Genomic DNA, 12,566 nt, shown 5'->3' with positions numbered 1-12,566 from the left:
GCTTAGTCATGGGTCATTTCAAGAATTTCATCCACAGCGGCCGCAATGACACGGTCCGGTGCCGAAGCGAGTAGATCCTGGGGACGATTTCCACCCAGGAAGCTGTTTTCGGAGCGGAACCAATAAGCCATGCCCCAGCCGTCTTTGTGTCCTTCGAAGGTTTCAATCACTTTGGCCAGCGATTTCAGTGGACGGAAACCAGCGTCACGATCCAGCCCGTAGTCCGGAAAGTAATCGATGCCACCGTGGTTGATAGCGAAGATTTGGCGTTGCTTCTTCCACTTATTGGGCTGAGCGCTCGGGTTCCGGGTGCTCAGTTCCGCGAGTTGTGCGATGTTCGCGGCGGTCAACCAGTCTCCACTTTCCAACACCGCCTTACGCGCCTGCACCAGCAGGCTCGCTTCCTTGAGCAGCCGGGGCGACAGCGGATTGCGCGGCACGAGCATTTCTGCCAGCCGTTCGAGCGATTCGCGGTCCTGACGTTCAAGCAGCACCTCGAACATGGATGAAGCGACGTTGGTGAAGTTTTCCGCCAATGCCGCGAAAACACTGGGCTTGATGTGGTCGAACGCCACCACCAGCACGTGGTCAGCCTGCGACCGAGCGAGTTGAGCCTGAATCTCTTTGGGCGTACCCACAAGGGTCGACACGCCGAGACGGTCTGCAACGACGCTCATGACTGACTCCTCAAATGGGTTATTTACGCTATTTGATATTACTATATCGACCATAACCTTCAATGCCCAGACACTTCGGATTCTTGGGACCTAAGGAGCACACCGTGCACCCCACCACGCTTTATGTAGTCGGCAATGGATTCGACCTGTGGCACGGCATTCCATCGGGCCTCGGACAGTTCAAGGAGTATGTCCTGGCCACAGACCGGGACATTCATCGCGAGGTCGAGGACTACCTTCCAGCCGGAGACGACTGGTGCGACTTGGAATTAGCCCTGGCTGAACTGGATGCCGATATGCTGGTCGACAACTTGGGGCACTTCATGGGGGCCTATGGTGCCGAGGACTGGAGTGATTCAGGGCACCACGACTTTCAGTACGAGGTGGGGAACGTCGTCGAGCGACTGTCCAAGGGGCTTCGGACGCGCTTTGCCGAATGGATCCGAGACTTGCCCATCCCGACACACGACACCGCCCCGCGACGGCTTGCGACGCTGGATCCACAGGCGCTGTTCCTGACCTTCAACTACACGAGCACGTTGGACACTCTCTATGGCATCGATCTGGCACGTGTTCTGCACATCCACGGCCGATCCGATGCGGCAGACGATGAGTTGGTCTTGGGCCACGCCTGGAATCCCCAATCCCGCCCCTCGCTCAACGACCGTCCGGATATCGAGGAGATCGATACCCGGGTGGCTGAAGCCAACGACATCATCGACGACTACTTCTCAGCCACCTTCAAGCGTTCCGAGGAACTGATCGCCCAGCATAGGACGTTTTTTCAGGCGTTGGGAGCCATCCAGAAGGTCGTCGTGCTTGGCCACTCTCTGTCCCCCGTGGATGCGATCTACTTCCAGGCGCTCCTTCAGCAGCCCAGCGTTGCCGCGGCGCGATGGACAGTCGCATGCCGCAGCAAACAAGAGTGGCCTGATAAGGAACAACGGCTCGTCGCCCTGGGTTTGTGGCCGGGTGCTGGACAGCCATCTTCTTGGGACGCACTGTAGAACAAAGCGTCGTTCGCTCCTGTATTTGCGGATCGCTGCGCACCTAATCCGGTCGGCCCCAGTTCCTATTGTTTGTGGCCTAAAGCAGCCCTGATCTCCACGATCAAGCCATTGCTGATTTCACAGGAATGGCGCGATGTTGGCTCCGATCTGGCTGCGCGCCGCGCATCGCGGCGTGCCCACTTTTCTCGTGACGGCCCTCCTGCTGGGCCAGTCCCCGATGGCGTTGGCCGAGCCCCCCACGCAGCGCCAGGAACTGGTCGCGGCGCTGCGCCAGCTCGACGCGCTGGAGCGCACCGTCGCCGACAGCGCCGCGCATGCCCCCATCCAGCCGGGAGAGCGCTACCACTTCGATTACCCGCGGCTGCTGGCTGACCTAGCGCGCGTGCGCGCCGGTATCCAGGCCCACCTCTCACCTTCGCGTGCCCAGCCGCGCGACCCCTCCGAACTGGCCGGCGACTACCGCACTGAGCGGGCCGTCGAGCCATCGCCGACGACCGCGGAGGTCAAGCCATGAACGGCGCCCAGGTCTCGGCATTTCAAGCCAACAGCGGCATCGCGCCTTCCGCGATGGCGACCGTCTTGGTCGGCGTCGTGTTCGCGGTCCTGCTCGTCTGGGGCGTCTGGGCCATCCGAACGGCCTACGTGGGGTGGTCCGAGAGCCACCTCAACCAGCGCCAGTTCCTCGGCGTCTGCATCCGCTTCGTCGCGATGTACCTCGTCCTGAGTTTCTTCCTCCTCTCCTGACCTGAAAGGCCTGACCATGCAAAACCGCATCCTCACTTCCCGTTTTGTCCAGCGCGCCACCGTGGCTCTGGGCGCCGCCGCGCTGCCCGCGCTGTCGTTCGCGCAGGGGTTGCCGCAACTGGAGAACCCGACCCGCGGCACGGGCAACGGCATCATGGAAACGATCAGGAACTACGGCTACGACATCATCATGCTCGTGGCCCTGCTGGTTGTGGCGTCGATGTTCATTGGCGTGTGCTACCACGCCTACGGCACCTACGCGGAAATCCACACTGGTCGCAAAACCTGGGGCCAATTCGGCCTCACGGTCGCCATCGGCGCGGTGCTGCTCGTGATCGGCATCTGGCTGCTCACCGAAGCCACCGGCATCCTGTAAGGCGAGGCCGGTATGTCCGAGCAGCAGCACGTCCGTGCTGACGGGACGGTCACGTTCCTTCCGCACCGGCTCAACCGCCATCCCGTTGTCGTGCGCGGCCTCACCGCCGACGAGCTGTGGATCTGCTGCGGCCTGTCCGGCGCCGCCGGCCTGCTGGTCGGTGCGCCGCTGTCCTGGGTGTTCCGCACGATCGCGCTCGCGCCCACGTTCGTCGTGCTGGGCGTGGCCTTCGGCGTGTTCATCGGGGGCGGCATCCTGCGTCGCCTCAAGCGTGGGCGTCCCGACACCTGGCTGTATCGGCAACTCCAGTGGCGCATCGCCACGCGCTATCCGCTGGTGGCGGGCTGGGTGGGCGGCCATGTGCTGATCTCACGCTCCGGCTTCTGGACCACCCGAAGGTCTGCTGCAAGGGGGGCACGATGAGCCGCTTCAAGAACGAGATCACCCATCTGCAGGCGCACATCAAGACGCTTCGCCTGGGTGCTGGCGCGCTGGTCATCGTCGCCCTGGTCATGGGCGGCGGCTGGTGGAGCGCTCCGCGCGACCTGACCATCCACGTCCCGCCTGATCTGCGCTCCGGCAGTACCCGCAAGTGGTGGGAAGTGCCGCCCGAATCGGTCTATGCGTTCACGTTCTACGTGTTTCAGACCCTCAACCGCTGGCCGACGAATGGCGAAGAGGACTATGCGCGTAATCTCCACACGCTCTCGCCGTACCTCACCCCATCCTGCCAGGCCTTCCTGCGGGCGGACTACGACTATCGCCGCTCCACGGGCGAGCTGCGTCAGCGCGTGCGCGGCATCTACGAAATCCCCGGTCGCGGCTACGGTGACGACCCCACGGCGCGCGTGCGCGTGGTGTCCGACCGCGACTGGGTGGTGACGCTGGACATCACCGCAGACGAGTACTACGGGGCGGAACAAGTCAAGCGGGCTTTGGTGCGCTACCCCGTGAAAGTCACGCGGGTGGACATCGATCCCGCTCGCAATCCGTTTGGCCTGGCGCTCGACTGCTACGAGGGTGCGCCCCAGCGCATCAGCACACCGGAGCCGTCGCGCCCGGCACCTGGCGGCCTGTCTCCGCAAGCGCCTCAAGGAGAAACCCCATGAAGCACCTTGTACTCGCACTGCTGGGGCTGCTGGCCGTCGCCTCGGCTCCTTTTGCCCAGGCCGTGGAGATCCTTCGCTGGGAACGCATGCCCCTGGCCGTGCCCCTGCGTGTCGGGCAGGAGCGCGTCGTGTTTATCAACCGGAACGTCCGCGTGGGCGTGCCCGCGGGCGTCGGCGAGCGCTTGCGGGTGCAGAGTGCGGGCGGCGCGGTGTACCTGCGCGCGAGCGAGCCGATCGAGCCCACACGGCTGCAATTGCAGGATGCCGACACGGGCGCGCTGATTCTGCTCGATATCGCGGCCGAGCCGGCCAAGGACGGCGAAGCCGAGTTGGAGCCGGTGCGCATCGTCGAGGGCGACAGCGCCCCGACGCGCTATGGCGATCAAGCCGACGGAGCAGACGACGCCCCGGCGCGCGCCCAGGACCAGGCAGGCGCGCGGGCAGCGCGGCGTGAAACCCCGGTTCCGGTCGTGCTGACGCGCTTCGCCGCGCAGAACCTCTACGCACCGCTGCGCACCGTGGAGCCGCTGCCGGGCGTCATGCGGGTGAACCTGCGCCGCGATCTCGACCTCGGCACGCTGGTGCCGACGCTGCCGGTGCGCGCAGTTGCGCTCGCCTCGTGGCGTCTGGAAGACCAGTGGGTCACAGCCGTGCGCCTCACCAATAGCAGCGGCGGCTGGATCACCCTGGACCCGCGCGTGTTGCAGGGCGATTTCCTCACCGCCACCTTCCAGCACGAAGCACTCGGCCCGCGCGGGACGCCAGAGGACACGACCGTCCTGTACTTGGTGACGCGGGGGCACGGCCTCGCGCAATCGCTGCTGCCGGCGATCAACCGCTTCGACCCAGCCGTGCATCTGCCGCAGCCCGAAGCCGAGGCCACCGACGACAAGGAGGCCCGCCATGCGCAGTAACGGACTCCTGAAGTGGTTAATGATCCCCGTGGCCCTGCTGGTGCTGTTCGTCGCCATCCGGCTGTTTTCGGGTGGAGGCTCGTCGGCGCCGCCCGCTGCGGATGCCGGCGCCAAGCTCACGCCGGAGGAGATGAAGGCGCTGGGCATCGAGGGCGATACCCCCCGCGATACCGTGGCGACGCTCGTGGCGCAAGTGAAGCAGTTGCGCACCGAACTGCAGACGGCGCTGTCCGACAACAAGTCCCAGCGCGAAGAGAACCAGCGCCTGCGCCAACGCGAGAACTCGATCGACCAGCGCATCAATTCGGCGCTGGAGACCGAGCGCTCCAACCTGCGCCGCGACCAGCAGCAGGCAGCCAGCGAACGCCAGCAGACCGAGGGACTGCTCGCCGACCTGCAGCGGCGCCTGGAAGGCATCGGCGGGCGCGGCGGCGGCCACGCCGATCTACCCGTGGGCCTGGGGCTGCGTAACGGCGACGAGGCAGGCATGGAAGGCGGCGTGCGCTGGGTCGAGCCGGACGACGCGAAGCCCGCTGATGGGCGTAACGGCAGTCGCGGCACGGGTGGCGGCATGAGCTTTCCGACGAGCTTCGGCCCCGCGCAGAGCACGCTGGAAACCACGGCACAAACCGTGGCGAACGCGGGCGCCCGCGCCGCAGGCGTCAAGAGCGCCAAGCCGGTCTATACGGTGCCGACCAACTCGACGCTGATGGGATCGGTGGCAATGACGGCGCTGATCGGCCGCGTGCCGATCGACGGTACGGTCAACGATCCGTATCCGTTCAAAGTCCTGGTCGGTCCCGACAATCTCACGGCAAACGGTATCGACATTCCCGACGTGGCGGGCGCCGTGTTTTCCGGCACGGCCTCGGGCGACTGGACGCTCTCTTGCGTGCGCGGCCAGGTGCGCAGCATCACCTTTGTGTTCCATGACGGGACCATTCGGACGATTCCCGAAGACCGCGACGGCAACCAGCAGAACAACCAGCAGCAGAACTCTCAAAGTGGGGGCCTGGGCTGGATCAGCGATCCCTATGGCATTCCCTGCGTCAGCGGAGAGCGGCGCAGCAACGCCCAGCAGTACCTCGGTTCGCAGGCGCTGATCACCGCGGCGGGTGCTGGCGTGGCCTCGCTCATCGACAGCGACAGCGGTCAGATGTCCTACGTGGGCGCAGACGGTTCCATCGGCAGCGTCGGCATTTCCAGCAACGAGGCCGTAGGTCGCATCCTGGCCGGTGGCGTGCGCGACATGGCCGATTGGGTGAACAAGTTGTACGGCCAGGCCTTCGCCGCCGTCTATGTCCAACCCGGCGCAAAGGTCGCCGTCCACCTCGAAAAGCCGCTCGCCATCGATTTCGATCCCGAAGGTCGCAAGGTCGATCACCGTGCAGGAGAAAGCCATGCTCTCGAACTTGAATAAGGGCCTGGCGCTGGCCCTTGCCGTCGCGGTGCTCGGCGGCTGCGCCACCAGCAAGGAAAAGCTGCTGCCCCACGGCGACAGCACGATGATGGACATCTGGCAGCAGAACGCCGGTGACGGCGGCGGTGGCGCCGGCCAGGTGGCACGCAGGCAATTGCTCGACGCGCGCCAGAGCCTGCGCCGGCCGCTGACCGAGATGGATGTACAGGCCGCGCCCGCCGAGCAGATGCGCTACACGCGCACAGCGCGCAACGAGGTCTATCGCCAGTTCCAGCGCCTGCCGAATCCCGACCTGGTGATGTACGTGTACCCGCACCTGGCAGGCACGGACCCGGTGCCCGTGCCGGGCTATACGACGGTTTTTCCCTTGTACCAGCGCGTGCAGTACGCCATGCCGGGCGAGCGCGTGGAGGACTACTGATGCGCTGGAAACTCCCCTGGCACAAGTCGGCCGCGCCGAAGCTGGCCGCATCCGGCGCAGGCGATGACGAGCGGCCGGAGGGCTGGCAACGCCACGTCGAGGCCTTGCGCCAGGCCGGCATCCCAGAACCCGGCACGGCGGTCCATGGCCGCAGGCCGGCGACCGTGGCCGACGAGCAGGCGCTGTACGACGTCGCGCCGTCGTTCGCGGAATTCCTGCCCTGGGTGGAGTTCCTGCCCGATTCGAAGTCCATGCTGCTGGAAGACGGGCAATCGGTCGCGGCATTCTACGAGCTGGTGCCGCTGGGCACCGAGGGCCGGGAACCCGGCTGGCTCGCGCATGCCCGCGACGCCTTGGAGAACGCGCTCCAGGACTCGTTCGATGAACTGGACGAGAACCCCTGGGTACTCCAGCTCTACGCCCAGGACGAACCCAGCTTCGACCAGTACATGCAGACCCTGCGCGACTACGTGCAGCCGCGCGCCCGCAATACGGCTTTCACCGAGTTCTACCTTCGCTTCTTCGGACACCACCTGCGCGCGGTAGCGAAGCCGGGCGGGCTGTTCGAGGACACGGTGGTCACGCGGCTGCGTTGGCGCGGCCAGACGCGGCGCGTGCGCATGGTCGTCTATCGCCGGGCCACCGGGCAGGCGAGCCGCCGCGGCCAGACGCCCGAGCAGATGCTGAACATCGTCTGTGATCGCCTGTGTGGCGGGCTGGCGAACGCCGGCATCCAGGCCCGGCGCATGGTCGCGGCCGACGTCCATGACTGGCTACTGCGGTGGTTTAACCCGCGTCCCACGCTGCTCGGCCCTGGGGTCGAGGACCGCGAACGCTTCTATGCGCTGGCACGCTACCCCGACGAGACAGAAGACGGTGAGATCGAGCTGGCGAGCGGACGGGATTTCAGCCAGCGGCTTTTCTTCAGCCAGCCACGTTCGGACGCGGAGCACGGCACCTGGCACTTCGACGGCATGCCGCATCGTGTGCTGGTCACTGACCGGCTGCGCATGCCGCCCGGCACGGGGCATTTGACTGGCGAAACTCGCAAAGGCGATGCGATCAATACGCTGTTCGATCAGATGCCCGAGGACACGACGATGTGTCTGACCATGGTGGCGACCCCCCAGGACATCCTCGAATCGCACCTGAACCACCTGGCGAAGAAGGCAGTCGGCGAAACACTGGCATCGGAACAGACGCTCAAGGATGTGCAGGAGGCCCGCTCGCTGATCGGCAGCGCGCACAAGCTGTACCGGGGAACACTGGCGTTCTATTTGCGCGGCCGGGATGAAGCCGAACTGGACCGGCGCGGCCTTGATCTGGCGAACGTGATGCTTAACGCCGGTTTGCAGCCCGTGCGCGAGGACGATGAAGTCGCGCCTTTGAACAGTTATCTGCGCTGGCTGCCGTGCTGCTACAACCCGAGCCAGGATCGACGGAACTGGTTCACCCAACTGATGTTCGCCCAGCACGTGGCGAACCTCTCACCGGCCTGGGGCCGCAGCCAGGGCACGGGCCATCCGGGTAATACGTTCTTCAATCGAGGCGGCGGGCCGATCACCTTTGACCCGCTCAACCGCCTGGATCGGCAGATGAACGCGCACCTGTTCCTGTTCGGCCCCACCGGCTCCGGCAAAAGCGCAACGCTCAACAACCTCTTGAACCAGGTCACGGCCATCTACCGGCCGCGCCTCTTCATCGTGGAAGCCGGCAACAGCTTCGGCTTGTTCAGCGATTTCGCCAAGCGCCTGGGCCTGACTGTGAACCGGGTCAAGCTGGCCCCTGGCTCGGGCATCAGCCTGGCGCCGTTCGCCGACGCGCGTCGGCTGATCGAAACGCCGAGCGACGTGCAGACGCTGGATGCCGATGTGCTGGACGAGGACATGCCACCCGATGCATCGGCCATGGAAGCGGACGAGCAGCGCGACGTACTCGGCGAGTTGGAAATCACCGCACGGCTGATGATCACCGGCGGCGAGGATAAAGAAGAGGCCCGGATGACGCGGGCCGATCGCTCGCTCATCCGCCAGTGCATCCTCGACGCCGCCGAGCATTGCGTGGCCGAGAAGCGCACGGTGCTCACGCGCGACGTGCGCAACGCGCTGCGCGAGCGCGGCCAGGACCCAACGCTGCCAGAGATGCGGCGCGTGCGGCTGCTGGAGATGGCAGATGCCATGGACATGTTCTGTCAAGGCACCGATGGCGAAATGTTCGACCGCGACGGCACGCCGTGGCCCGAGGCCGACATCACCCTGGTCGATCTGGCGACCTATGCCCGCGAAGGCTACAACGCGCAGCTTTCCATCGCCTACATCAGCCTGATCAGCACGGTGAACAACATCGCCGAGCGCGACCAGTACCTGGGCCGCCCGATCATCAACGTGACCGATGAAGGGCACATCATCACCAAGAACCCGCTGCTCGCGCCCTACGTCGTGAAGATCACGAAGATGTGGCGCAAGTTGGGTGCCTGGTTTTGGCTCGCGACGCAGAATATCGACGATCTGCCGCGCGCCGCGGAACCCATGCTCAACATGATCGAGTGGTGGATCTGCCTGTCGATGCCGCCGGACGAGGTAGAGAAGATCGCCCGGTTCCGCGAACTCTCGCCCGCGCAGAAAGCGCTGATGCTTTCGGCGCGCAAAGAGGCGGGGAAATTCACCGAGGGCGTCATCCTCTCCAAGAGCATGGAAGTGCTGTTCCGCGCCGTGCCGCCGAGCCTGTACCTCGCGCTCGCGCAAACCGAACCCGAAGAGAAGGCAGAGCGCTACCAGCTCATGCAGCAATACGGCTGCACCGAGCTGGAAGCAGCTTTCAAGGTCGCCGAGAAGATCGACCAGGCACGCGGCATCGAGTCGCCGGCCTTGGAACTGTCGTAAGCCGGAGAACACCATGGAGCAGAAGCGTCCTTCCATTCCGATACAAGTCCAGGCGTTCCGCCGTCGCCACAGGCGGCCCCGCTGGCCTTGGGCCTTGACTGCTGCGCTGGTCGCGCTGCTGCTGATCTGGCTCGTGTCCCGGTCGCCCGGCGAATCCTCATCGCAGTCGCCCACGCCGGCTAGCACGGCGCAGATGGCCGGGCCGCCCTGGAAAATGGGCAACCCCGAGGGCCGTTTCACACTGACGCTCTATGCCGATCTGGAATGTCCGTTCTGCCGGGAGTACTTCCCGCAGCTCAAGCGCTGGGTCGGCAGCAACGCCGACGTGACCCTGCAATGGCATCACCAGCCGCTGGCTGCGCACGAGCCGGCCGCGTTGGCCGAGGCGCGTCTGGTCGAGTGCGTCGCCGAAGCCGGCGGGCATGCTGCCTTCTGGCGAGCCGTCGAGTGGGTCTATGCCCACACGCGCAGCGACGGCCTGGGACTGCCCGATGGCCTGCGCTACCCCGAATCGACGCCGGCCGTCGAGCAGTGCATGGCAAGCGAGCGGGTCGACGCGGCCATCCGCGCCCAGGCCGCGGAAGCCACGAAAAGCGGCGTGACGGCCACGCCGTCGCTGCGCCTGCTCGATCGCCAGACGGGTCAGTCCATCCTGCTGCAGGGACCGATCGAAGGCGATGCCTTGCTGTCGGCCATGGACATGCTGTCCGCTGATGAACCACCCGCCACACCCGCCACCGAAATGCCTGCCGACGTTGTCGGCGACATGCCCAGGTAGCCCGCGGTCCTTGAGGCTACGGCGCAGTCTTCTGCGCTGACCGCTCCCCGTTCGCTCCGCATCCTGGCCGCGAACAATCACCTCTGCGTGGTGGTGGATGCACCTTGTTCCGTTGTTCTCATCCCCAGGAGGGCTTGCCCTCCCAGGGCGTGCGCCCTCTGATCTCATCATCCGGAGGTTCGCCATGTCTCTCGTCGTCAATGACTCCTGCGTGGAGTCGCTTTCCGCTGTCGCAGCCCAGCGTGAGGACTGGATCATCCAGCAGGCTATCGCGCTGCTGGAGAGACGGATCTTCAAAGTCGGACCGTGCCTCAGCCGACCGGCCGCCGTGCGGGACTACCTGCGTCTAAAACTGGTCGCTGAGCCCAACGAGGTATTCGCAATCGTTTTCCTGGACAGCATGCACCAAGTGTTGGCCTACGAGCCGATGTTCAGGGGCACGATCAATTCGACTGCGGTCTATCCCCGTGTCGTCGTGCAGCGTGTATTGGAGCTGAAAGCCGCCGCAGTGGTCTTCGCGCACCAGCACCCCTCGGGTGTCACTGAGCCGTCGAGCGCCGATCGTGCGCTGACCCAGCAACTGCAGGCAGCGCTGGCGCTGATCGATGTTCGGGTACTGGATCACATCATCGTTGGCCAGGGGATTCCGTACTCCTTCGCGGAGCACAGCTTGCTGTAGCGCATCGTTCATTGATCACAACGGGGGCTTCGGCCTCCGTTTCTTCCTTGCCCCGAAGCAAGCAGGTATGCGGGGTGTCCGCGATGCGCATTGTTTGTGGGGGCTGCACCGGATTCGGCGTTTGACTATGGCCCTGATCAACTTCCGGGGCACGTGTCATGCCAGCATCTTTTCCCAGGTTCGCGCCAAGCTGGCGAGCCCTTGGCCTGGCCGTTGCACTGCCGGTGTCCTTGGGTGTCTTTAGTCCGGCCACATTCGCTGCCGATGTGCTGGTCATCACCGACAGCCGCCATCCGGTCAAGACCATGGGCGGCGAGCGGCTGATCGAGCTGGACGAAGCGCACCGGATCGAAGCGGAGCTTTCTGCGGAACTGCCCGCCGAACCCGAGCAGGCGACCGCCATCGTCAAGCGCCGACTGAACAGCGGCGGCACCGATCTCCAACGCCGCATCGCTTCCGCCTACCAGGGCGTCACCGACGCGTGGAGCCTGGGCATCACCAGCATCCCGGCCGTCGTGGTGGATCAACGCTACGTCGTCTATGGCGAACCGGATGTGGCCCGCGCAGTCGCTCGCATCGAGCAGCACTGGAGGGCCCAGCCGTGACCCGCCCATTCGACCTGATGCGCCGCCTGCGTGCTGGCGTGGCGTCCGTTCTGCTGCTCAGCGCCACGGGCAGCTACGCGCTCAACACCGCAACCATCGTCGGCTCGGTGGCATCGCCAGACTGCCTCGAATACCGCGTCGTCGGGATCTGCTACTGGCTCTACTGCACCTGGACGGGCTGTACGGTACGCACGTCCATCAAGGTCCGCCACTACATCCCCGATGCGATCGTCTCCAGCTACAGCAACACCGGCGAAAACCCCTGGATCGAAGTCCGGCCGATGAGCACGCCCAACCCATCCGCCCAAACCGGCGGGGACGGAACGACGAACGAGGACCACGAAAACAACCTCGCCAAGTTCAAGAACGCGGACGTCATCGGGCACCCGGGCGTCGAGGTGTTCAACCAGTTCGTGTCGTCCTCGGGCTACTTCTGCGAGGGTGCGGGCACGGCGTTCATGCCGTACTTGCTCGGCACCCTGGACACGCTGGCCTGGCGCTACAACGTGCCCGAGATGGCCTACCCGGAGGCGCTAATTCCCGGCATGCGTGAGGTCGGTGCACGCACCACGATGAACCTCTGGGGCAACGTGTATCCCCGCGGGGGTTTCCTGCACCAGACCGACGACCACAAGGCCAGTGCAGTGGTGGCCCAGCGCGCAGGCGATGTCGTCACGCGCCGGGGACAGATCCACGTTTATCAGCCGCTGCTCGCCAACTCCCGCGATGGCTACTGGCCGGCTGGCGCGCTCATGGAGAGCGATGCCTCGACGGGCAAGTGGCAGGAACTCACGCCAGTCCTGTCCTCGTCCTGCTCGGTCTTCCCGCGCAGCGGCGCCCTGACACAGGCCCGGCAAGGCGATTACGCCTGGGCGCTGTGGCGGCCCTATGCGTGCTGCGAACGCCGGGGCCAGGTGTTTCTCGGCAGCGTCGATTTCCTCTGAGGTGGTG

General features: G+C 65.3%; 15 protein-coding genes. 14 read left to right on the top strand and 1 reads right to left on the bottom strand.

The window, feature by feature from the left end; genetic code table 11:
- Positions 1-2: 2 nt before the first annotated feature.
- Entirely contained in the window at positions 3-677 is a 675-nt protein-coding gene (locus RN01_RS25675) for a hypothetical protein (RefSeq protein WP_011871451.1), read from the bottom strand.
- Positions 678-781: 104 nt separating this feature from the next.
- Here RN01_RS25675 and RN01_RS25670 point away from each other — a divergent pair, with 104 nt between their 5' ends.
- From RN01_RS25670 to RN01_RS25605, 14 genes are all read left to right on the top strand, one after another.
- Complete coding sequence (locus RN01_RS25670; protein ID WP_017514686.1) at positions 782-1,684, top strand: bacteriophage abortive infection AbiH family protein; 903 nt, start codon at positions 782-784, stop codon at positions 1,682-1,684.
- Positions 1,685-1,820: 136 nt separating this feature from the next.
- Positions 1,821-2,201: an RAQPRD family integrative conjugative element protein gene (locus RN01_RS25665; protein WP_009876602.1), complete on the top strand. Its 381-nt coding sequence runs from the start codon at positions 1,821-1,823 to the stop codon at positions 2,199-2,201.
- A complete protein-coding gene (locus RN01_RS25660) occupies positions 2,198-2,431 on the top strand; it encodes a TIGR03758 family integrating conjugative element protein (protein ID WP_009876603.1) in 234 nt (77 codons plus the stop codon). Before RN01_RS25665 ends, RN01_RS25660 begins: the two co-directional genes overlap by 4 nt.
- Positions 2,432-2,447: 16 nt before the next feature.
- Complete coding sequence (locus tag RN01_RS25655) at positions 2,448-2,807, top strand: TIGR03745 family integrating conjugative element membrane protein (protein WP_009876604.1); 360 nt, start codon at positions 2,448-2,450, stop codon at positions 2,805-2,807.
- 12 nt (positions 2,808-2,819) lie between these two features.
- Positions 2,820-3,230, top strand: a complete 411-nt coding sequence (locus RN01_RS25650; protein WP_003158639.1) for a TIGR03750 family conjugal transfer protein — start codon at positions 2,820-2,822, stop codon at positions 3,228-3,230.
- Positions 3,227-3,916, top strand: coding sequence for a PFL_4703 family integrating conjugative element protein (locus RN01_RS25645; RefSeq protein WP_009876605.1), 690 nt, complete (start codon positions 3,227-3,229; stop codon positions 3,914-3,916). The genes RN01_RS25650 and RN01_RS25645 overlap by 4 nt, the downstream gene beginning before the upstream one ends.
- Entirely contained in the window at positions 3,913-4,830 is a 918-nt protein-coding gene (locus tag RN01_RS25640; protein ID WP_009876606.1) for a TIGR03749 family integrating conjugative element protein, read from the top strand. Before RN01_RS25645 ends, RN01_RS25640 begins: the two co-directional genes overlap by 4 nt.
- Entirely contained in the window at positions 4,820-6,250 is a 1,431-nt protein-coding gene (locus RN01_RS25635) for a TIGR03752 family integrating conjugative element protein (RefSeq protein WP_011871453.1), read from the top strand. Before RN01_RS25640 ends, RN01_RS25635 begins: the two co-directional genes overlap by 11 nt.
- Positions 6,231-6,671 carry a TIGR03751 family conjugal transfer lipoprotein gene (locus tag RN01_RS25630; protein WP_003158644.1) on the top strand — a complete coding sequence of 147 codons (441 nt, stop codon included), beginning with the start codon at positions 6,231-6,233 and terminating at the stop codon, positions 6,669-6,671. Before RN01_RS25635 ends, RN01_RS25630 begins: the two co-directional genes overlap by 20 nt.
- The gene (locus RN01_RS25625; RefSeq protein ID WP_009876609.1) at positions 6,671-9,553 is read left to right on the top strand and encodes a conjugative transfer ATPase; all 2,883 of its coding nucleotides are present in this window, start codon (positions 6,671-6,673) and stop codon (positions 9,551-9,553) included. Before RN01_RS25630 ends, RN01_RS25625 begins: the two co-directional genes overlap by 1 nt.
- 13 nt (positions 9,554-9,566) lie before the next feature.
- Positions 9,567-10,331, top strand: coding sequence for a DsbA family protein (locus tag RN01_RS25620; RefSeq protein WP_011871455.1), 765 nt, complete (start codon positions 9,567-9,569; stop codon positions 10,329-10,331).
- 184 nt (positions 10,332-10,515) lie between these two features.
- Entirely contained in the window at positions 10,516-11,010 is a 495-nt protein-coding gene (locus tag RN01_RS25615) for a JAB domain-containing protein (RefSeq protein WP_009876611.1), read from the top strand.
- Between the two features lie 158 nt (positions 11,011-11,168).
- A complete protein-coding gene (locus RN01_RS25610; protein WP_011871456.1) occupies positions 11,169-11,615 on the top strand; it encodes a TIGR03757 family integrating conjugative element protein in 447 nt (148 codons plus the stop codon).
- The gene (locus tag RN01_RS25605; RefSeq protein ID WP_009876613.1) at positions 11,612-12,559 is read left to right on the top strand and encodes a TIGR03756 family integrating conjugative element protein; all 948 of its coding nucleotides are present in this window, start codon (positions 11,612-11,614) and stop codon (positions 12,557-12,559) included. Before RN01_RS25610 ends, RN01_RS25605 begins: the two co-directional genes overlap by 4 nt.
- Positions 12,560-12,566 lie beyond the last annotated feature (7 nt).

The organism is Cupriavidus sp. SHE, from assembly GCF_000812445.1.
GTDB lineage: Bacteria > Pseudomonadota > Gammaproteobacteria > Burkholderiales > Burkholderiaceae > Cupriavidus > Cupriavidus metallidurans.
This window is presented reverse-complemented; position numbering and strand designations above follow the sequence as displayed.